The following is a 20974-nucleotide window of genomic DNA, read 5'->3' as shown; positions in this document are numbered from 1 at the left end:
GACCCCGACCAGCCGCTGGTCACCGGCTGCCTGTACCACAAGGAAAACGTCGTCCCCTACGACCTGCCCGCGAACAAGACCCGCAGCACCTTCAAGACCTTGAGCTCCCCCGGCGGCAAGGGCTACAACGAGCTGCGCATCGAGGACCGCAAAGGCGCCGAGCAGATCTACCTGCACGCCCAGCGCGACTGGGACGAGAACATCGAGCACGACCAAAGGATCCGCATCGGCAACGAACGGCACGACACCGTCGAGGCCAACGCCTACAGCGAATTCAAGGTCGAGGAGCACCGCATCACTCATCTGAATCGCATCAGTGAAATGCGCGCCGACGACCACCTCACCGTCGCAGTGACCCAACACGTGAAGGTCGGCACCGGGCAGTTCGTCGAGGCTGGGACCGAGATCCACTACCACGCCGGCGAGAAGGTCGTGGTCGAGGGCGGCATGGAACTGACGGCCAAGGCCGGCGGCAGCTTCGTGAAGGTGGATGCGGGGGGCGTGACCATCAGCGGGGCCGAGGTGAAGGCCAATACCGGTGGGTCGCCGGGGGTGGGCAGCGGGATTGCGGTGCTGGAGCCCGTCATCCCGTGGGCCGCCGCCCGGGACAAGGCCGGCGCCGTGCTCGTCCCCGCCGCCGTGCAGATGGCCCTGGCCAAGGCCGCCCGCAAGGCCGGCGACACCCGCTGCCCGATCTGTGAAGCCTGCCGCGAAGGCAAATGCGATATTGGAGCCACGGCATGAGCGATGCACTCAACAACTGGCTGGGCGAGCAATCGCGCCTCAACCGCGTCCTGATCCTGACCCTGGACAGCCTCGCCGAACCGAACCCGGTCACCTCGCTGTACAGCGCCGGCGTCATGCAGCGCTCGGTGCAACTCTACCGGCGCACCGAGTTCGTCCAGTTCGCCGCCATCAGTCCGTGGCTCACCGAACTGGAAAACCCGGGCAACGAAGCGTTCCGCCTGCTGCTGGACGACCCGCAGCGCAACTGGGGCTGGATCGGCAGCATGGACAAGGCCGACCTCGACGGCCTGACCCAGCACTGGATCGCCCGCATGGTCATCGACGAAGACGGCGACCGTTCCCTGTTCCGCTTCCAGGACAACCGCGTGCTTGCCCGCTGCCTGGGCAACATGAAAGACACCGAATGGCCGCTGCTGCTCGGCCCGGTCAGCAGCGTGCTGTATTGGGACGAAGATCAGTGGAAAAGCGCGGATAACGGTCGGCCGGGGCAGTACCCGGTGCCGAATCCGGCGCCGTGGCTGAGAACGCCCGAGTCCGGTGAACAGGCCCGCAGCATCCTGCGCGACAACCTCAAGCGCTGGCTGTTCACGTACCACGTCGACGCCGCCGCTGCACTGGCGGAAACCCACGTGGTCAGCGAATGGCTGGAAGAACAGATGGATCTGCTCGACACCTGGGGCTGGCAGACACCGGAACAGCGTGAACTGATGCTGAGCCGGCGCCTGTCGCCACCATGCGCTGCTGACATTGCCTGGGAACCCATCCCCGGAGAAACGCCGGAACAGCACTTTGACCGATGCCAACGAGTGTTCGCTGAGCCGAAAGCCGGTGCCACGGTTTGAAGGCTCGACTGTGGATTGCAGTCGCGGCGGTACCAATACTCGGTGGTTGCAGCTTCGCGCGTCAGATGACTGAAAGCAGCGTGAGTTACTACTCGTGGGAGCACTTCACGCTGGTTGCCACTTTGCCTGCCAAATTCGGCTTTACGTCAAAAGCCCAGTATTCGCCAAAAGCAGGTGAAAGTTGCCAAACGTACAGCCCTGGGTTGGGCGGGTCAGTTACCCGGCAGCAACAGAGATCACACACGACCGTGGCCAAGGACGTAGAGCAGACGGTATCTACAGATATTCCATTGGAGTTCCATATCGCAGACTGCTCCATGGAGTTGTCCCGCGTAATCTATGAAGTAAACGCTACGTATGGACCTGATGCGTGGGATCATGGCCTGGATATCGCGGGTGGGCTTTCTGTCAGATCTTCAACGATCAACACCGTGTCAAAGAAAGAGCCGACTGTTATCGAACAAAAAGGCTTGTGCTCATGGCTATTCCAAATTAGCAAGTCCAAAGCAAAGCTAGGTGAGGTAGAAAAAATTCTCTCTTGTAATGCATCAGATGACAACTGGTCGGCCCCTTCCAAAAAATATGAGCGTCGCAAGCCTAGGGCCGCCATTGACAGAAATAAACTAGCGAGCACAACGGTAAAAATCAAATTTCACCTTTCAAATGAAGAACGCCCAGCAGTCGGCGATACATGGCAAAAGGTCCCAGGGGGTTGGAAACCGTGTCTCGGAAATGGGCCCAGCGATCCCTACGGGTTCTGCCGTGCAGACACTAGAAACTTCAAAACCTTCAAAATGAACAAACGCAAGTGCACCATCTATCCTAATTGTGTTGAACAGGGAGTAGTTCATGACTAGCAAGTATTTTTCATGCGGTGTTCAATCCGTGTTCTTCCTTGCTCTGCCATTGATAGGTGCATGCAGCTTTGCGGGACAGATTGCGAAGGACTCTGCTGAAGGAGCTACCAGCTACTACAGCCAGGAACACTTCACATTAGTTGCCACGATTCCTTCGAAATTTGGTTTCACATCAAAAGCCAGTTACTCGCCTAAAAGTGGTGAAAAATGCGAGACCTACAGCCCAGGCCTCGGTGGAAATGTTACGCGCCAGCAACAAAAGTCGAATACAACTGATGCCAAAGACATTCAGCAAACAGTCTCCACAGACATTCCGCTGGAATTCCACATCGCTGATTGTTCAATGGAGCTTACGCGCGTTAGCTACGAGGTGAGCGCCAGATACGGAACAGGATCATTGGACCGAGACTTGGAGTCAGCGGGTGGCCTTTCCATTAGAAAAATGACCGACGCAGATATGAAAAGTCGCTCTCCTGAGGTTTTAGAACAACGTGCTCTCTGCGCTTGGTACTTCCAGATAAGCACAGCAAAGATAAAGAAAGGGGAAGTTGAAAAAATTCTATCCTGTGAAGCTACTGGCCCTGAATGGAAATTGGCAGAGGACAACTTCAAGCGCCGAAAGCCTGGGGGAGTACTCGCAAGAAACGAGTTAGCGGGCAAGTCAGTTCACGTTGAATTCAGACTCTCTCCTGAGGAACAACCCTATTACGAAGGATATTGGCTCAAGGTTCCCGGTGGCTGGAAGCCGTGCTCTGGACGCCAGGAATCTAGTCGTGAAGCGCTATGCGCTACACCACCACAGTTTAAAACATTCAAGCTAAATGGACGTGAGTGCTCCGTGTACCCGGGATGTAATGAATAAGGATTTTTATGCAAAGCCAAGAAAAGTCATTGCTTTCTGATCAAGGGCGTACATGCCCATTGCGAGGAGGCTGGATCAGCTTTCGTTTAGTCGACGAATTCGGAGATGCCAAGCCCTACGCAGGTCTGAGTTATGTATTAACTGACTCGGAGGGCACAAAGTACGAAGGCACCTTGGATGGAGAAGCTTACGCGCGATTAACTGGAACCTACAGTGGCCCGTTAATATTGACACTATCTACTCCGTACAAGGGAAGTGAAACTATTTATGCTGACCTGTCTAGACGCAAGGATTACAGAATACCTGTAACAGAACTTCAGGTGGCCGCTGAGAAAACACTTAGACGTCCAATCGGCAGCACAGGCAAAACAGGCGCTTACCGCGCCTCGGCCGAAAAAGGCGAATATCACAACGTCGAAGTCCGCGACCTTGTCGAATTCACCAAGCATCTGCCTCCTGCCGCCAAACTTTCCAGTCCAGTGCCCGCAGGTTGCGCCAAACTCGCCCGTGACTTCGCTGGAGACAAAGTTCCAAGTTTTGGAGTGGGCCTACTTCCAGAGAAACATTACGTTCTCGAAGTGCGTGCCCTTCGCGCGTTTAGACCACTTTTGTCTTTGGCCCCGGAATTCAGTGCGCTGAATTTGTATCAATTGTCGCTGCTCGCCACACTGAGCTACGGTGCTTTTGGTCAGACGCCAGAAAAACCTGATGCAGCCCCCAAAAAAGATTTCGAGTTCACCTATCCCAAGCGCGGCACCATTGGCCATGTGCTGAATACCTGCCTTGCTTGCTTCGAAGAGCCGTCAAGTTACGCGGACTCCAAGAAACCATCGTTCCCACTGGTCGAAGATGTTCCCTATTCAAAGCGCTTGGAAATAGTACCTTTTGACCCTGAGCTTTACCCACAAAACGACCCTTCCTCCGGTGAAGAATCGGAAACGCCAATGAGCGTGCACTTTTTCAACGATTCGAGACAAGGCAGCACTGACTGGAAAAACACCGACACCCAGGCCTATGCCACCCACGATGATCGGGTAATTCTCATCGGCGTGAGAGGTACAGCGGAAGGCTGGGACGCCTGGCGAGATGTCGATGCCAAACAAGTGCCGATTGAGGGTGGAACGGGTAAAGCGCACCAAGGTTTCTACGAAGCATTCATGGCATTGCGTCCATTCATCGAGCGTTACGTTCTTCGTTTCCGCACCGACCAAAAAATCCTCGTCTGCGGCCACAGCCTCGGCGGTGCAATCGCGTTGCTGCTCTCCGAATGGCTTCACCGAGAAATCACCAGCGACGTCATCCTCTACACGTTCGGCGCTCCCCGGGCCGGCGACAAAGATTTTGTCGAGTCGGCGAGCGGGCTGGTTCACCATCGAATCGTCAACCAGAACGACCCGGTTCCGAGCGTGCCCGCCGGCTGGATGAGCACAAAGAAACCCATCTGGATCACAGGCCTGGTGGCGACGGTTTCCGGCGTGCTGACGCCTATGGCTGGCGGCTTGGTGTTCGGGGCCGGCCTGACGCGTTTCGGCGGAAAGCCTTACTGGCACCACGGCGAACAACGCTACTTCATGCCCTTGCAACTGCCTGGACGCGTCGTCTCCTCTGTCCTGTGGACGCCCAGCTGCGAAGGCTACGAAGAAGCCGCCATGGCCCGCTGCATGAAGCAGATGAAAAACAACGACACGCCGGACCGCAGCCAGTTTCTGGTCCAGGCCGCCAACGGTGCCGACCACAAGATGCTCGACGGCTACATCCCGGCCTGCTGGGCCAGCCTGAAGCGCTGGCAGGATACCCAGACCACCGGCGGCTTCATCATCAGCACCACGGAGTCCGACCGCCTGAAACTCGAAGTGGAGACCTACCGCACAGAGCTGCAGAAATGGCAACGCGATGCCGATTCGGAGTTCCCCGGAGGCACCATCGAGGGGCGTCCGCAGGATCGTGCAACGCCAATGCAACGCCGCTCGAGCATGTCGGATTTGCAGGAACGCCAGACCGCGATCCGGCAGGCCGTCCAGCACAACAAGAAGGAGCTGGAGGCTGTCGAGGAAACGCTTCGCAAGCTGACCTCATTGAGCAAAACCAAACTCACCATGGCGGATGTCTATGGTGACCGAAGCGATTTGCCCGAGCTGCAACAGCACATCGACCGCTGGGCGGAGCACCGTGAGAACCAGGAGTCCGTGCGACTCGCGCAGATTCCTCCTTCATCCACCGTCAGCATGGCCTGAACCGGGGCAAATAGGGCCTTGCAACTAGCGATTGTTGAAATGGCCTAAAAGGGAGTCTGGCCGGACTCCCTCCTCTACCGCAGCCTTAAGCTCAAGCAGGCGCCTGCCAGTTCAGCATCCGCTGCTGCGCAACCTGCAACAGGTCATTGGCCGATGACAGCCCGCCGACTTGAAATAAAAACAGCTTGAGCCCCTTTCGCTCAAAGCAACCGCCCCGAGACATAGGATCATCGAATGCGCCATCGCAATGTTTTCAATGGGCTTGTTCGCAACCTGATGATCGGGTTCGGCGCGTTTGCCGCGACGGCCTGCTCCGTTGCGCAGCAGGACAGCCTCACTCTCGTCACGGAACTTCCTCCGGGGTTCAAGATTAGGGGCGAAGCCCAATACGTGCCCCGTCCGGGCGAAACCTGCACTGTTCCAGTGAAGAAAGGGCGAGAGCATCCGGGGTTCAAGTTCTTTAAGCAGGAATTCAGTGAGAAGGCGCAGACGGCACAGTTTGAAGTGCCTTTGACCAGTGTCGAGGGTGGATGCCCGTTGGTTTTGGATATTTTTGATTATGAAGTCGATGCCAAGTTTGCAGCCGGCGTCGACGATGTAGGAAGGGATTACACCGGGATTGCGTTCCAGGAAAGCACAACAGACGACACCGGCCTTCCTGCGCCTCTATTTTTGCAGCGACAGTGCGAGTGGTCGTTTCGAACAGTTGGATCTCATCGATACATTGTAAAAATCCTGAAATGCAACCCAACTGCTACGTGGGAACAAGCGAATGGCGCTGTCGCCAAAGGGCCTCTGCAACGCGCACAGTTGGCAGGAAAGACCCTGAAAGTTTCCTTCACTCTGTCCAAGGAAGAAAAACCAGCCGTGGATGACAACTGGGTGAAGTTCCCCAATGGATGGAAACGATGTATGGGCAAGAGTCTGGAGGATCCCTACGCATTTTGCCGAGGCAACACCTCTGACTTTAAACCCTTCAAAATGCCGGACGGACGCGACTGCACCCTCTATCCGGGCTGTACCCAATAAAGACATTCACCCATGACGGACAAGCAATGCAGAGTAGCCGTTGAACAACGATTCCAGTCTCTGACTTTGCTGGCGAGGTCGTAACGAGAGAAAAACAAGGGAAAACCTCATCCGTTTTCCCTTTTCACGTATTAGGCGTCAGACGGGTGCCTGCCAGTTCAGCATCCGCTGCTGCGCAACCTGCAGCAAATCATTGCCGTCCTGCGCCAGCAGGTACAACGCATGGGTGATGTGGGGGATGTCCTGGACGTCGGCGTGCTTGAAGCAGAGGCAATGCAGGGTTTCGAGCAGGTCGCTGCAGGCGCGGACGCGCTGGACGCCGGCTTCGAAAATGTCTTTGGGGTTGGCCTCGGTGTCGATGACCATCGGGGCGCTTTCGGTGACGCAGCTGTTGAGGCGGTGATAACGATCGGGAAGCGGATTAAGTGTCGGCATGGTGATTACTCAAACGAATTGAAAGTAACCGCCAGCACCGTGACCAAACGGTGGGGAGGCGGACTGTGTACAGGTTTGGTCACCGGAGAACCACCAATCCGGTTCGCCCGAAGGCGACCCTGCACACAGCCACCACAGCGATGCACTCCGAGGACGCGGATGTCCGCGGCGCGGATGATGGCACAAATGCGCAGGTGATTTCTCCAGGTGACCAAACCCAGGTCGCTGATTTTGCAGCGACACCCAACGATAGCCGCCCCGCTCCAACCCCCGAAAGCAGACAAGGCATCCGCCCTTGTAGGAACGCTCCGCACTTGCCTCAGAAATCGCCCCGCCCCTGACAGCCTCCATTCAGCCCGCTTAACCGTCGCTTAACGCCACGGCCCAAGACTCTACCCAACCGCACGCCCTCAGCCGTCCGCTGACGCCCAGTGCGGCAGGTTCGGCCTGCCATTGGCCGAATGCCCCTTGCGTCGCACCGGAGTCCTGCCATGAACATGCGTCCCCTTCTGCTCGCCACCACCCTCGCCTGCACCGCCTTCGCCGGGCTCGCCCAGGCCAACGACACCGCCGCGCCGTCCAAGGCCGTGCCCTACCAGTACGGCATGCCGCTGCATGTGGCCAAAGTGGTGTCGCTCACCGAGCCGCCGACCCAGGACTGCAAGGTGATCACCGCCGACATGAAGTACATCGACAACAACGGCAAGCCCGAGGAAATCAGCTACCGGAAATTGTCTGACGCGTGCAGTTTCCAGAACTGACAGACCGTTCTGATTTGCGGCCTGGCGGTAGGCGAGCGAGGGCCCTGGCGGTTATGCTCGGGGCCCTCCCTACTGCCGCAAGGATCCGCCATGCAGTTGTCGTTCCGCACGTTGTCGACCTTCACCGCCCTGTTGTGCTTTCTCCTGGCCATCGTCTGGGGCTTTGTGCCTGACGGGCTGCTGGCGATCTGGAGCATCGACTACTCGCCGGCGGCGGGGTTCGTCGCCCGGCGCAGCGCGGTGCTGTTCGCGGCGTTGGGGGTGATGTTCTGGCTGGTGCGCAATGCGCCGCCGTCGGCCACTCGCCATGCGCTGGGCAACGGTTTCACGGTCGGGTGCTTCGGGCTGGCGGTGCTGGGGTTCGGTGAGTGGCTCAATGGCCATGCGGGCCCCGCGATCCTGTTGGCGGTGCTGGTCGAGTTCGCGCTGGGCCTTGGTTTCATGCAGGCCCGGCGCGTGACGGTCGAACTGAGTGAAACGGTAGGTTAGTCAACCCGCCTTCGAGCGTGGCGCGTATTGATGCGCTGAAGTCTGCTGCGCCAGATCCGAACGTAGGCCAGCGATCAGGTCGTTGATCTCACGGCAGCCGTTGAGGTGGCTGGCGTCGATGCCACTGACCAGCAGATCCACCTGGTCGGTCTGGTGGTCGCCGAACACCTTCACCGTCATCGACAGTTCCGGGGTCAGCGTGCATTGGCAGCGTTTCGGCAGAAAGCTGCTTTCAATGATGTTGCGAAGTTCCAAGGCAGACAGAAACATGGCGAACCCTCTCCTTACTGTGAGACTGCCAATCAAGTATTCACGTCGACCGCTGAGGCTTACCCGTGCGGATGTCTCTCCGCTGGTTCCTTGGTGGCTTCAGGCGGCGGTACTGCGAAATGCCCATTGGAGTGTAGGCGCACAAACTCGGTGCGCCGCACCGGAACGACGCATAAAACGTGCCTTTCATCGGTTAGTGCCGTGCCTTTGGGAAATCAGGCACTTGGCGGCACGGGCCAGCATTGTGCCTGTTGCAGATTGCAGGATGGCCCGCTTTGCGCACCGCATTTTGCAACACTTCAAGGGTTTGCATTCATCGCCTACGCTGGTAGAACTGCCCGCCAATTTATCCGACGCCCGCCAGGAGGCTTACATGGGATCCTTTACCGCTTACGCGGCCACCGGCCTGATGGTCGCCAGCCTGTCCACCTTCGCCCACGCCGCCAAACTCGAAGACGTGGCGCCCTACCCCAAGGCTGAAGCGGGTTTCACCCGCCAGGTCATCCACCTGCCGCAGCAAGCCGACGAAGACAACTTCAAGGTCGAGATCATGGCCGGCAAGACCCTGGAGGTGGACTGCAACCGCCAGCACCTGGGCGGCAGCCTGCAGGAAAAGAACCTTGAAGGCTGGGGTTATCCGTTCTACCGCCTGGAGAAGGTCTCCGGCCCGGTGAGCACCCTGATGGCCTGCCCGCCGGAATCCAAGAAGAAACGCGCGTTCGTGCCGGTGGTCGGCGACGGCTTCCTGCTGCGCTACAACAGCAAGCTGCCGATCGTGGTGTACGCGCCGAGCGACGTCGAAGTGCGCTTTCGCGTCTGGTCGGCCGCCGACAAGGTCGGCGTTGCCCTCCCGGAATGACCTCACACCGCTGAACCGCACGCCGCCACACGTTCCGCCACATGGCGCAGGCTGTCGAAGTTGATGTTGGCGCCGGAATCGATGGCGATGAACGTCCGGTTCCGGTCGCCGGTCTGCGCCACATACCGCTTGATCCCCGCCACCGCCAGCGCGCCGGAAGGTTCGGTGATCGAGCGGGTATCGTCGTAGATGTTCTTGATCGCCGCACAGAGTTCGTCGTTGCTGACGGTGACCACCTCATCCACGCAGAACCGGCAGACCTCGAAACCGTAGGCGCCGATCTGCGCCACGGCCACGCCGTCGGCGAAGGTGCCGACGCTGGGCAGCACCACCCGTTCCCCCGCCGCCATCGCAGCTTTCAGGCAGGCCGAGTGTTCCGACTCGACGCCGATGATCCGCACCTCAGGCCGCAGGTATTTGACGTAAGCGGCGATGCCCGCGATCAATCCGCCGCCGCCCACCGGGACGAAGATCGCATCCAGTTCGCCCTGGTGCTGCCGCAGGATCTCCATGGCCACGGTGCCCTGCCCGGCGATCACGTCCGGGTCGTCGAACGGCGGGACGAAGGTGCGCCCGGTCTGCTCCGCCAGTTGCAGCGCATGGGCCAGGGCGAACGGAAAACTCTCGCCGTGCTGGAGCGCCTCGGCGCCGCGACTGCGCACTCCCAGCACTTTCAGTTCGGGTGTGGTGGTCGGCATGACGATGGTGGCGGCGATCCCCAGTTCGCGGGCGGCCAACGCCACGCCTTGGGCATGGTTGCCCGCCGACGCGGTGATCACGCCGCAGGCCTTTTGCTCGTCGGTCAGTTGCACCAGGCGGTTGTAGGCGCCGCGAATCTTGAACGAGAACGTCGGCTGCAGGTCCTCGCGCTTGAGCAGGATGCGGTTGCCGAGCATGGCGGACAAGGCCGGCGCGGCCTGCAACGGCGTGCGCACCGCCAGTTCGTAGACCGGCGCGGCGAGGATCCTTTTCACATACTGTTCAAGCAGGGCTTGCTGGGCGGGGCTGTGGCGCATGGTCGTCTCCTGACGTTGGTTGGAGCCCCGGAGACAGAAAGAAAAAACCCGCCTCAAGGGCGGGTTCGGTGCTGCAGCCGTGCGCTAGCCCGCCAGATGAGGAATGGCGGTAATAATAATGCTCGGCTGAAGAAGCAGTACGGTGCAGGTCATGGGCTGGAAAGTAGCCTGAGGCCGGCGGGCAAGTCAATGGCGGATGCCGTCACCTGGCCAGCCGCCTGAGCCCCAGCAGCATCCCGCCCGCCGCCAGCACCATCGCCCCGAGAAACAGCGGGTACGACACCCACCACGGCGTGCCGGCGGTCATCATGCTGAATTCGGACATCCCACCGATGCTCGCGATCAGGTTGAGCGGCAGAAACACCACGTTGATCAGCGTGAGCTTGCGCAGCAGGCTGTTGGTGCTGTTGTTCATCAGGTTGCCCCGCGCATCGATCAGCCCGGAGAACACCGTCGAATAGATTTCCGCCTGCTTGTAGCACTGGTTGTTTTCGATGATCAGGTCGTCGATCAGGCCGAGGGCTTCGCTGCCGAAGTGCTGCTTTTCCGCGTGGTTGCGCAGCCGGGTGAGCACCGCGCCGTTGCTGTGCAGGGCGTTGATGTAATAGATCAGGCTTTCGCTGAGGTTGAACATCTGCATCAGGTGCTGGTTCTGCATCGAGGCGTTGAACTTCTGTTGCAGCTCCCGGGCGACCAGTTTGATCACCTTCAGATGCCCGAGGTAGTGATGGATGTTGTTGAACAGCAGGTCCAGCAGCACGTCCAGCGGCGTGTTCAGCGGCCGCCCCGTGCCCAGGCCGTGCAGCGGCGTGTCGTCGGTGGCGATCACCAGCAATTGCCCCGGTGAGAACAGCAGGCCGCAGGACGACACCTCGAACGCCAGGCTGCCGCCGCCGGCGTACTTCTCCGGGCGTTTCCAGATCAAGAACAGATGATCCGGGTGGAACTCGATCCGCGAGACCTCGTCCGGGTCCAGCGCCGAGGCCAACGCATGTGCGTCGAGCTTGAAGTGGCTGTGCAGCAGATCCCGTTCGGCGGCGTCGGGGTCGCTGAACAGCATGACGTCGGCGTCGAGCCGTTCGACCCGGTGCAACGATCCATGGCTGAGCGCAAAACCGCTGATCATCGGCGCGTCACCAGGCCTGACCGCGGCGCTTGAGTTCCAGGCGCCGCACGAACTCCTCCAGCATCAGCGAATACAGATCGTCCTGCAGATAGGCGTCTTCGATGCCGGCGTCCAGGTTCGGGTTGTCGTTGACTTCGATGACCACCACCTTGTCGCCGGCCTGCTTGAGGTCGACGCCGTAGAGCCCGTCGCCGATCAGGTTGGCCGTCTTCACCGCCAGCTCCACCACTGCCCTCGGCGCTTCGTGGATCGGCAGCGTGCGGCATTCACCATTGACGTCCTGGCCCTTGGCCTTGTGGTTGTAGATCTGCCAATGGCCCTTGGACATGAAGTACTGGCAGGCAAAGATCGGCTTGCGGTTGAGCACGCCGATGCGCCAGTCGTATTCGGTGTAGAAGAACTCCTGGGCGAGCAACAGCACCGAATGCTCGAACAGTTCGGCGGTGGCCTCCAGCAGCGCCTGCTGGCTTTCGACCTTGATCACGCCACGGGAGAAGCAGCCGTCGGGGATCTTCAGCACCAGCGGAAAGCCGAGGCGCTCGCCGACCCGTTCGAAGTCTTCCGGTCGCTCCTTGTAGAGGATTTCCGTGGCGGGCATGCCCAGCTGATGGCTGCCGAGCAGGTCGGTCAGGTACACCTTGTTGGTGCAGCGCAGGATCGACGCCGGGTCGTCCATCACCACCAGCCCTTCGCTCTCGGCCTTCTTGGCGAAGCGGTAGGTGTGGTTGTCGACGCTGGTGGTCTCGCGGATCAGCAGGCCGTCGTACTCGGCCAGCCGCGCGTAGTCCTTGCGCTCGATCAGTTCCACGTCGATGCCCATGCCTTTGCCGACCCGCACGAAGTTGGCCAGCGCACGGGCGTTGGACGGCGGCAGCGCCTCTTGGGGATCGTGCAGGATCGCCAGGTCGTAACGGGCCACCTGACGGGAGCGCGGGAGACGCCAGACTTTACGGCTGAAACCGTCCAGGGCATTGGCGAACTGGTCTTCCTGGTCATCGCGCAACTTGTGCAGCGACCCCGACTTGATGCCCTCGATGTGCCAACCGTTAGTTCGCTTGAATTCAACTAACAGGATCGGACACGGAAACACTTCAAACAACTGACGGGCCAGATCCTGTAAGGGCTCAATATGTGTCCGACCAAAGTAAAGCGTCAGCGTAAACCCTTCCGTATCGCTGTAGAGATGATGGCTGAGGGCTCTTTCCAGGGTTTTGTCCAGATCCTCCAGCGCCAACCCGTAGAGCGACTTGCGCGTCAGCTCGCTGATGGTCTTCACCGAAGGAATGACCCGGTGCCCACGGGCCTCGGCCAGCAGCGAGCAGTAATAACCGTGCCCCAGGTACTTGTAGCTGCGGCACAGGTTGATCACCTGCACCCGCTTGCCCGGCTCGCTGCCGGGGGTTTGCTCCAGGTATTCCTGGGCGGTGACGATGTCTTCGCTGGGGAAGTAAGAGGCCCAATCTTCCTTGCGCTCGACAATGATCAGCACCCGGCTGGAAGTTGCAACGACCGGATTTAAATAAGTTGCCGCCGGCAAACTTTGCCCGGATACTTCGCGCCAATGACCCTGTACCGCTGACATAGAAATCGATCCGTTGGAGAACAAGACCATTTCTATTAAGCACGAAGTTTTTCGAAAGTCCCGTTTCGTTACGCAACTTTTACGGTGGTCATATGAACCCTGTCTTTCGTCTGGCGACAACCGAAGACCTGCCGGCGCTGATGGCGCTGGAGACGCAATGCTTCACCACGGACCGGCTCACCGCCCGCAGTTTCCAGTGGATGATCACCCGTGCCCACGGGCAACTGTGGGTGGCCACTCACGCTGGGCAATTGGCGGGGTATGCGCTGGTGCTGTTTCATCGCGGCACGTCGCTGGCCCGGCTGTATTCCATCGCCATCGCGGCTACGGCACGGGGTGTCGGGCTGGGCCGGCAATTGCTGCAGCGCATCGAAGCCTGCGCGCTGGAGCACGATTGCGCCTACCTGCGGCTGGAGGTGCGTACCGACAACCCGGCGGCCATCGCGCTGTACGAGCGCAACGGCTACCGGCGCTTTGCGCTGATCCACGATTACTACGAGGACCATGCCGACGCGTTGCGCCTGGAGAAGCGCATCCTTCAGCACCGCGATTCCCGCAGCGTCAACGTCCCCTATTACCGGCAAACCACCGATTTCACCTGCGGCCCGGCCTGCTTGCTGATGGCCATGGGCACGTTGCAGCCCGGGCGGACGTTGGAGCGCCAGGAAGAAGTGCAGCTCTGGCGCGAGGCGACCACGGTGTTCATGACGTCCGGCCATGGCGGCTGCAGCCCGCAGGGGCTGGCGCTGGCGGCGTGGCGTCGGGGCTTTCGGGTGCGCCTGCAATTGAGCATGGCCGGGCCGCTGTTCCTCGACGGCGTGCGTGGCGAGCATAAAAAGGACGTCATGCGCCTGGTGCACGAGGCGTTCATCGCGCAATTGCGTGAGACCGATGTCGAACAGACCGTCGGTTCGGCACTGGACCTGCCCCGTTTGCTGGAGGTTGGCGGGCAACCCCTTGTGCTGATAAGCAGCTACCGCCTGACCCGCTCCAAATCACCGCACTGGGTGATCGTCACCGACTGCGACGAGGAGTTCGTCTACCTGCACGACCCGGATGTCGACCACAGCCTGCATCGCCAGCCCATGGACTGCCAGCATGTGCCGGTCAGCCATGGCGAGTTCGAGAAGATGAGCCGCTTCGGCCGGGGGAAGCTCCGGGCGGCAGTGGTGGTGTTTGCCCGTCAGGAGTAATGCCGGATGGCATGTGCCGTACTCAAAATCTGTGGGAGCCAGCCTGCTGGCGATAGCGGTCGCTCTGACACACTGATGCCAGATGCGCCGCCGTCATCGCGAGCAGGCTCGCTCCCACAGGGGATCTGTGCCGTGCGCAAATCCTGTGGGAGCCAGCCTGCTGGCGATGGCTGGCACCGCCGCTCCCACAGGATACGGGGCTATTTCAGGCCGACCTTGTACAGCGAGCCGTCCGTCTCGTCCGTCAGCACGTAGAGGTAGCCATCCGGCCCTTGGCGCACATCGCGGATCCGCTGTTTCAACTCACCCAGCAAACGCTCTTCGTGCACTACCCTGTCGCCGTCGAACTGCAGGCGGATCAGCTCCTGGCCCACCAGCGCGCCGATGAACGCGTTGTGCTGCCAGGTCTTGAAACGGTCGCCATCGTAGAACGCCAGGCCGGTCACGCCCGGTGATTTCTCCCAGACATGATGGGGGCCGACCGTGCCCTCGGCGGTCTTGCCTTTAGCTTCCGGGATGGGCTGCATCGAATAGTTGATGCCGTGGGTCGCCAGCGGCCAGCCATAGTTCTTGCCGCGCTCGATGATGTTCACCTCATCGCCCCCGCGCGGGCCGTGCTCGTTTTCCCACAGCGTGCCGCTCCACGGGTTGAGCGCCGCCCCCTGCGGGTTTCGGTGGCCGTAGGACCAGATCTCCGGCCGCACGCCGGACTGACCGACGAAGGGGTTGTCGTCCGGCACCTTGCCGTCCGGGTACAGCCGCACGATCTTGCCTTGCAGCTTGTCCAGGTCCTGGGCGGTCGGCCGGTCGTTGTTTTCGCCCAGGGTGATGAATAGGAAGCCGTCGCGGTCGAACACCAGCCGCGAGCCGAAATGGTTGCCGACCGACAGCTTGGGCTCCTGGCGGAAGATCACCTGGAAGTCTTTCAGCGTCTGCATGTCGTCCGAGAGGCGCCCGCGACCGACCGCCGTTCCCGCCTTGTCGCCGGCGCCGCCACCCTCGGCGTAGGACAGGTACACAAGCCGGTCCTCCTTGAACGACGGCGACAGCGCCACATCCAACAGGCCGCCCTGCCCCTTGGCCCACACGCTGGGTACGCCGCCGATCGGCGCAGACGTCTTGCCGTCCGCGCTCACCCGCCGCAGATGGCCGGGGCGCTCGGTCACCAGCATGCCTTGGCCGTCCGGCAGGAACGCCAGCGCCCACGGGTGTTCGAGGCCTTGGGCGATGGTGGTGACTTGCAGGGTGCCCTGCTCGCTCTGCAGTTCCTTCACGGGCGCAGCGGTCGCCGACAAGGTGAAACTTGCCAATGCTCCGGCACACAGGCCGGCCAACAGGGTTTTACGCAACATGCACGATTCCTTTTGTTCGCTTGAAGGGCTGACGGAAACGGCCTCCGCCGATCAACGGTTGCTGCCGGTGTCCCGCACCGGCGGATTGGGAATGAACGTGGGCGGTGTGGCCGGCACCGAGCGCTGGGGCTGGCCATTGCCGATGCCACGGTTTTCAAGGGTAGGCGGACGCGGCACCGGAACGGTGTTCGGCCCTTGCAGGGCAGGCGCGCTGGGCTGGGTGCCCTGCATGCTATTGGGATTGGCCCGGCGGATCGGGCTGTTGTAGGGGTTGTTGCTGTTGCCGGTCGGGCTTTGGGCCAGCAACGGCATGGCAGGCGGCGCAGTGACGTCGGCCTGCGCCAGGCCGCCACTGAGGATCAGGGCGGCGATGCCTGACAGATAACGGTTCATGATCGACCTCGGGGCGCGTGGACTGAAGCGTTCGAGTCCACGCTACGCCGAGGGTTCGGATTTGTTAACCCGTGAGGGACGGGCAACCTGTAACAGGGCGTGATTGCCGTTGAGGGTGGTGTCGGGTTCGTGTCGAACACAACATCAGTGAACGACCCGGAACCTGTGGGAGCGGGCTTGCCCGCGATGGCGTCCGCAAGAACGCCACCGAACTCAGATCAGAATGAAGATCGCCAGCAGACCGCCGAAGATCGCCCACTTTTCCATGTAGTAGCGCGCACGGTTGCGCTTCTTCAGTTCCTTGCCGCGCAGGCGCACCTTGTAGATCTTGGTGAACAGGCGGTTGATCCCGCCGGTGCGGTCGCCCGCGTCGTTCGGCGCGCCGGCCGCCGACATCACGGTGCGGCTGAACCAGCTGTTGAACGCCGCCGCCCAACGGTACTTCATCGGACGCTCGATATCGCAGAACAGGATGATGCGGTTCTGGTCGGTGGTGTTTTCGGCGTAGTGGATGTAGGTCTCGTCGAACATCACCGCTTCGCCGTCGCGCCAGTGGTAGTTCTCGCCGTCGACGTTGATGTAGCAGCCGGCGTCGTTCGGCGTTTCCAGGCCCAGGTGATAGCGGTACGAGCCGGCGTACGGGTCGCGGTGGCGCACCAGTTTGGAGCCCGGCGGCAGTTCGGCGAACATCGCCGCCTTGATCGAACCGATGCTCTGCACCAGCTCTGTGGTGCGCGGGCACAGTTTCATGGCCGACGGGTGGCTGTCGCCGTACCACTTCAGGTAGAAGCGCTTCCAGCCGGTCTTGAAGAACGAGTTGAAACCGACGTCGTCGTATTGGTTCGAGCGCTTGATCTCACCGGCGCGCAGAAGGTTCTGACCTTCTTCGCGGATTTCTTCCCAGTGGGCCTGCAACGGGCTCAGGTCCGGAAAGTCCGCCGGATTGAGGTAAGGCTTGTTGGGCATCTTGGAGAACAGATAAAGGAAGCAATTGACCGGCGCCAGAAACGTGGAGTGGTCGCTCAACTGACGACCGAGCTTGTGGCGCACGCGACCGCGCAGGTGCACGTATGCAATGGAAATGACATATACAGCGGCAATGATGAGTTTCACGGAAATCGTCACACGTCAGAAGTGAACAAACTGCGCGCCCCGAAGGCGTCGGCCAGCGGCCTGCGGCAGTGGTCTGAAAACAAAACAGCGTCCCGATGGCGCATCCTTGAGCCCATGCCGCACCGGGCATTGGGTGAATGGATGGCATTTTAGCCACAGTTTGTAACCAATAGTGAACCTTCATCTGTGAAAAACTGTCCCGCTAAGGCGCCGATCGCGCGAACAAGGCGTGATCGCCCTATCGCTCGCACGGCCAGACCAGTACAATCGCCGCCAAACTTTACAGGCCCCTGGGCTGATGACGGGACGCACCCCGCTTCGGCGTGCTTCGACTCGGGCCCAGCGCACCCGCCGCCTCCTCGCTTTTCAGATTGCCTCGCAGGAAAAACCTTTGATTTCTACAGCTAACATCACGATGCAGTTCGGCGCCAAGCCGCTGTTCGAAAACGTTTCGGTCAAGTTCAACAACGGCAACCGCTATGGCCTAATCGGCGCCAACGGTTGCGGCAAGTCGACTTTCATGAAGATCCTCGGCAGCGACCTCGAACCGTCCGCCGGCCAGGTGATGCTCGAACCGAACGTGCGCCTGGGCAAACTGCGCCAGGATCAGTTCGCCTACGAAGAATTCACCGTGATCGACACCGTGATCATGGGCCACGAAGAGCTGTGGAAGGTCAAGGCCGAGCGCGACCGCATCTACTCGCTGCCGGAAATGACCGAAGAAGACGGCATGGCCGTGGCCGAGCTGGAGACCGAGTTCGCCGAGATGGACGGCTACACCGCCGAATCCCGCGCCGGCGAGCTGCTGCTGGGCCTGGGCATTCCGCTGGAGCAGCATTTCGGCCCGATGACCGAAGTCGCCCCGGGCTGGAAGCTGCGGGTGCTGCTGGCCCAGGCGCTGTTCTCCGATCCGGAAGTGCTGCTGCTCGACGAACCGACCAACCACCTGGACATCAACACCATCCGCTGGCTGGAAAACATTCTCACGGCGCGTAACAGCACCATGATCATCATTTCCCACGACCGGCACTTCCTGAACAGCGTCTGCACCCACATGGCCGACCTGGACTACGGCGAACTGCGCCTGTTCCCGGGCAACTACGACGAGTACATGACCGCGGCGACCCAGTCCCGCGAGCAGCTGCTGGCCGACAACGCCAAGAAGAAAGCCCAGATCGCCGAACTGCAGACGTTCGTCAGCCGCTTCTCGGCCAACGCCTCGAAAGCCAAGCAGGCCACCTCCCGCGCCAAGCAGATCGACAAGATCCAACTGGCCGAGGTCAAGCCATCGAGCCGCGTGAGCCCGTTCATCCGTTTCGACCAGAACAAGAAGCTGCACCGTCAGGCCGTGACCATCGAGCGCATGTCCAAAGGCTTCGACGACAAGGTCCTGTTCAAGAACTTCAGCTTCACCGTCGAAGCCGGCGAGCGCGTGGCGATCATCGGTCCGAACGGCATCGGCAAGACCACCCTGCTGCGCACCCTGATGGGCGAGCTGACCCCGGACGCAGGTTCGGTGAAGTGGACCGAAAGCGCGGAGCTGGGCTACTACGCCCAGGACCATGCCCACGACTTCGAAGACGACGTCACCCTGTTCGACTGGATGGGCCAGTGGACCCAGGGCGAGCAGATGATCCGCGGCACCCTGGGCCGGATGCTGTTCTCCAACGACGAGATCCTCAAGTCGGTGAAGGTCATTTCCGGTGGTGAGCAAGGCCGCATGCTGTTCGGCAAGCTGACCCTGCAGAAGCCGAACGTGCTGGTGATGGACGAACCGACCAACCACCTGGACATGGAATCGATCGAGGCGCTCAACCTGGCGCTGGAGAACTACCCGGGCACGCTGATCTTCGTCAGCCACGACCGTGAGTTCGTGTCGTCCCTGGCCACCCGCATCATCGAACTGAGCCCGAACGGCGTGACCGACTTCAGCGGCACCTACGATGATTACCTGCGTAGCCAGGGTGTGGTGTTCTAAGGGCTGCTGTCAGCCTTAAGCCGCAAGCTGCATGTGATAAGCCCTGTCCTGGTGACAGGGCTTTTTGCATTCTGCGGCCTTGGGATTTTCCTCAGGGGGGCAGTTGTCTGGATCATGCCCTGCGGTGCCCGGACTGCCGCCATCGCTGGCAAGCCAGCTCCCACAGGGATTCCGGTCGCCCACAAGTTCCCGGTAAACCCAAATACCTGTAGGAGCTTGCCTGCAAGCGATGAGGCCCGCACTGCCAACATCTATGGAACTTGGACTGCCGCCATCGCCAGCAGGCTGGCTCCTACAGTGGATCCCGGTCGTCCGCAGATCCCGGTACACCCCAAAAACCTGTGGGAGCTGGCTTGCCAGCGATGAGGCCCGCACTGTCGACCTCTTTCGGCCAGTCATATCGTTAGCCTGCTTCCTTTTACCCCGCACAAAAGCCATGATGCCGTATCTCCCACCCCCGCCCGCGAACGAGTCCCCATGTCTGCGCAGCAACCGCCGTCGCACAGCTCCCTGTCGATCACCCTGCAGATCGTTTCCATCGTCTTCTACACCTTCATCGCCTTCCTCTGCATCGGCCTGCCCATTGCGGTGTTGCCGGGTTACGTCCATGAGCAGCTCGGCTTCAGCGCGGTGATCGCGGGGCTGACCATCGGCTCGCAGTACCTGGCCACCCTGCTCAGCCGGCCGATGGCCGGGCGCATGTCGGACAGCGTCGGCACCAAGCGGGCGATCGTGTACGGCTTGTCGGGGATTGTCCTGAGCGGCGCGCTGACCTTGGTCTCCACGTTGCTGCAGAGCGTTCCGCTGCTGAGCCTGGTGATCCTGATCACCGCCCGCCTGCTGCTCGGCATCGCCCAAGGGCTGATCGGCGTGGGCACCATCAGTTGGTGCATGGGCCAGGTCGGCGCCGAGCACACGGCCCGTTCGATCTCCTGGAACGGCATCGCCTCCTACGGCGCCATCGCCATCGGCGCGCCGTTGGGGGTGGTGATGGTGGCCGATTACGGCTTCGCCAGCCTCGGCATCGCCCTGTCGGCGCTGGCGGCGGGGGCGCTGCTGCTGATCCGCAACAAGCCGTCGGTGCCGGTGGTGCGCGGCGAACGCCTGCCGTTCCGGGCCGTGTTCGGCCGGATCGCCCCCTACGGCGCCAGCCTGTGCCTGGCGTCCATCGGCTACGGCACGCTGACCACGTTCATCACGCTGTATTACCTCAACCGTGGCTGGACGGGCGCGGCCTACTGCCTGACGGTGTTCGGCGTCTGCTTCATTCTGTCGCGTCTGGTGTTCATCTCGGCCATCAACCGTTTCGGCGGTTTTACCTCGGCCATTGCCTGCATGATCATCGAGACCCTGGGCCTGGTGCTGCTGTGGCTGGCGCCTTCCACGCTCACGGCGCTGATCGGTGCAGGGCTGACCGGGCTCGGCCTGTCGCTGGTGTACCCGGCGCTCGGCGTCGAGGCCATCAAACAAGTGCCAGGCTCCAGTCGCGGCGCGGGCCTGGGCGCGTATGCGGTGTTTTTCGACCTGGCGCTGGCGATCGCCGGGCCATTGATGGGCGCGGTGGCGCTGAACCTGGGGTATTCGTGGATTTTCTTCTGCGCGGCGGTGCTGTCGGTGGGCGGACTGGGGTTGACGCTGATGCTCAAACGACGTGCGGCTTGATCTTGCCCTTGTGGGAGCCAGCCTGCTGGCGAAACGGTCAACCAGGCGTTGAATGACAGATGGCTATCGCCAGCAGGCTGGCTTGTATGCTGGTACTTGAAGGGAGGAGGAGGGACTAGGCTGGATTCTGACTGTTGACGCAGTACAGACCGTGGGAGATTTCGCCCCTTCCTC

General features: G+C 60.9%; 18 protein-coding genes and 2 pseudogenes. 12 read left to right on the top strand and 8 right to left on the bottom strand.

What is annotated here, in order from left to right; all coding sequences use genetic code 11:
- The 6 genes and pseudogenes from CAG31_RS27765 to CAG31_RS27740 form a co-directional block, all read left to right on the top strand.
- Positions 1 to 744, top strand: a pseudogene (locus tag CAG31_RS27765) (type VI secretion system tip protein VgrG); the annotation flags it as partial.
- Positions 741 to 1589, top strand: a complete 849-nt coding sequence (locus CAG31_RS27760) for a DUF4123 domain-containing protein (RefSeq protein WP_085586946.1) — start codon at positions 741 to 743, stop codon at positions 1587 to 1589. The pseudogene CAG31_RS27765 and the gene CAG31_RS27760, both read left to right, overlap by 4 nt.
- An 80-nt stretch (positions 1590 to 1669) precedes the next feature.
- On the top strand, positions 1670 to 2446 hold the full coding sequence (locus tag CAG31_RS27755; RefSeq protein WP_256575611.1) for a hypothetical protein: 777 nt from the start codon (positions 1670 to 1672) through the stop codon (positions 2444 to 2446).
- Positions 2439 to 3308, top strand: coding sequence for a hypothetical protein (locus CAG31_RS27750; RefSeq protein ID WP_085586944.1), 870 nt, complete (start codon positions 2439 to 2441; stop codon positions 3306 to 3308). Before CAG31_RS27755 ends, CAG31_RS27750 begins: the two co-directional genes overlap by 8 nt.
- Before the next feature lie 8 nt (positions 3309 to 3316).
- Positions 3317 to 5542: a lipase family protein gene (locus CAG31_RS27745; protein WP_085586943.1), complete on the top strand. Its 2226-nt coding sequence runs from the start codon at positions 3317 to 3319 to the stop codon at positions 5540 to 5542.
- 234 nt (positions 5543 to 5776) lie between these two features.
- Positions 5777 to 6571, top strand: coding sequence for a hypothetical protein (locus tag CAG31_RS27740; RefSeq protein WP_085586942.1), 795 nt, complete (start codon positions 5777 to 5779; stop codon positions 6569 to 6571).
- A 138-nt stretch (positions 6572 to 6709) separates the two neighbouring features.
- Here the strand turns inward: CAG31_RS27740 and CAG31_RS27735 are convergent, their stop codons facing one another.
- Positions 6710 to 7006: a hypothetical protein gene (locus tag CAG31_RS27735; RefSeq protein ID WP_085586941.1), complete on the bottom strand. Its 297-nt coding sequence runs from the start codon at positions 7004 to 7006 to the stop codon at positions 6710 to 6712.
- 491 nt (positions 7007 to 7497) lie between these two features.
- Between CAG31_RS27735 and CAG31_RS27725 the strand changes: the two genes are divergently transcribed.
- Both CAG31_RS27725 and CAG31_RS27720 read left to right on the top strand, forming a co-directional pair.
- Entirely contained in the window at positions 7498 to 7767 is a 270-nt protein-coding gene (locus CAG31_RS27725; protein ID WP_085586940.1) for a DUF2790 domain-containing protein, read from the top strand.
- A 90-nt stretch (positions 7768 to 7857) separates the two neighbouring features.
- Complete coding sequence (locus CAG31_RS27720) at positions 7858 to 8256, top strand: hypothetical protein (RefSeq protein ID WP_085586939.1); 399 nt, start codon at positions 7858 to 7860, stop codon at positions 8254 to 8256.
- Here the strand turns inward: CAG31_RS27720 and CAG31_RS27715 are convergent, their stop codons facing one another.
- On the bottom strand, positions 8257 to 8526 hold the full coding sequence (locus CAG31_RS27715) for a DUF1652 domain-containing protein (protein ID WP_085586938.1): 270 nt from the start codon (positions 8524 to 8526) through the stop codon (positions 8257 to 8259).
- A 373-nt stretch (positions 8527 to 8899) separates the two neighbouring features.
- On the opposite strand from CAG31_RS27715, the gene eco reads away from it, so the two are divergent.
- Positions 8900 to 9385, top strand: a complete 486-nt coding sequence (gene eco / locus CAG31_RS27710) for a serine protease inhibitor ecotin (protein WP_085586937.1) — start codon at positions 8900 to 8902, stop codon at positions 9383 to 9385.
- Positions 9386 to 9414: 29 nt separating this feature from the next.
- Here the strand turns inward: eco and ilvA are convergent.
- The 3 genes and pseudogenes from ilvA to CAG31_RS27695 all read right to left on the bottom strand — a co-directional run.
- Positions 9415 to 10401 (bottom strand): annotated as a pseudogene (gene ilvA, locus CAG31_RS27705) (threonine ammonia-lyase, biosynthetic); the annotation flags it as partial.
- Between the two features lie 202 nt (positions 10402 to 10603).
- Positions 10604 to 11527, bottom strand: coding sequence for a magnesium transporter CorA family protein (locus CAG31_RS27700; protein ID WP_085586935.1), 924 nt, complete (start codon positions 11525 to 11527; stop codon positions 10604 to 10606).
- Between the two features lie 7 nt (positions 11528 to 11534).
- Positions 11535 to 13109 (bottom strand): RimK family protein, encoded by a 1575-nt coding sequence (locus CAG31_RS27695; RefSeq protein ID WP_085586934.1) that lies wholly within the window; start codon positions 13107 to 13109, stop codon positions 11535 to 11537.
- A 92-nt stretch (positions 13110 to 13201) separates the two neighbouring features.
- Between CAG31_RS27695 and CAG31_RS27690 the strand changes: the two genes are divergently transcribed.
- The gene (locus CAG31_RS27690) at positions 13202 to 14302 is read left to right on the top strand and encodes a peptidase C39 family protein (RefSeq protein ID WP_085586933.1); all 1101 of its coding nucleotides are present in this window, start codon (positions 13202 to 13204) and stop codon (positions 14300 to 14302) included.
- A gap of 200 nt (positions 14303 to 14502) precedes the next feature.
- Here CAG31_RS27690 and CAG31_RS27685 read toward each other — a convergent pair whose 3' ends face one another.
- The 3 genes from CAG31_RS27685 to lpxO all read right to left on the bottom strand — a co-directional run bounded on the left by CAG31_RS27685 (position 14503) and on the right by lpxO (position 17160).
- The gene (locus tag CAG31_RS27685; protein WP_085586932.1) at positions 14503 to 15654 is read right to left on the bottom strand and encodes a PQQ-dependent sugar dehydrogenase; all 1152 of its coding nucleotides are present in this window, start codon (positions 15652 to 15654) and stop codon (positions 14503 to 14505) included.
- A gap of 51 nt (positions 15655 to 15705) precedes the next feature.
- Positions 15706 to 16047 (bottom strand): hypothetical protein, encoded by a 342-nt coding sequence (locus tag CAG31_RS27680; RefSeq protein ID WP_085586931.1) that lies wholly within the window; start codon positions 16045 to 16047, stop codon positions 15706 to 15708.
- Positions 16048 to 16260: 213 nt separating this feature from the next.
- Positions 16261 to 17160, bottom strand: a complete 900-nt coding sequence (gene lpxO / locus CAG31_RS27675; protein WP_085586930.1) for a lipid A hydroxylase LpxO — start codon at positions 17158 to 17160, stop codon at positions 16261 to 16263.
- 391 nt (positions 17161 to 17551) lie between these two features.
- On the opposite strand from lpxO, the gene CAG31_RS27670 reads away from it, so the two are divergent.
- Both CAG31_RS27670 and CAG31_RS27665 read left to right on the top strand, forming a co-directional pair.
- A complete protein-coding gene (locus CAG31_RS27670; RefSeq protein WP_085586929.1) occupies positions 17552 to 19138 on the top strand; it encodes an ABC-F family ATPase in 1587 nt (528 codons plus the stop codon).
- 477 nt (positions 19139 to 19615) lie between these two features.
- Positions 19616 to 20800 (top strand): MFS transporter, encoded by a 1185-nt coding sequence (locus CAG31_RS27665; protein WP_085586928.1) that lies wholly within the window; start codon positions 19616 to 19618, stop codon positions 20798 to 20800.
- Positions 20801 to 20974: the final 174 nt, after the last annotated feature.

Origin of the sequence: Pseudomonas sp. R25(2017) (assembly GCF_002112565.1) — a bacterium.
GTDB lineage: Bacteria > Pseudomonadota > Gammaproteobacteria > Pseudomonadales > Pseudomonadaceae > Aquipseudomonas > Aquipseudomonas ekonensis.
The sequence above is the reverse complement of the archived record's forward strand: the minus strand, read 5'-3'. Positions and strand labels throughout refer to the sequence as shown.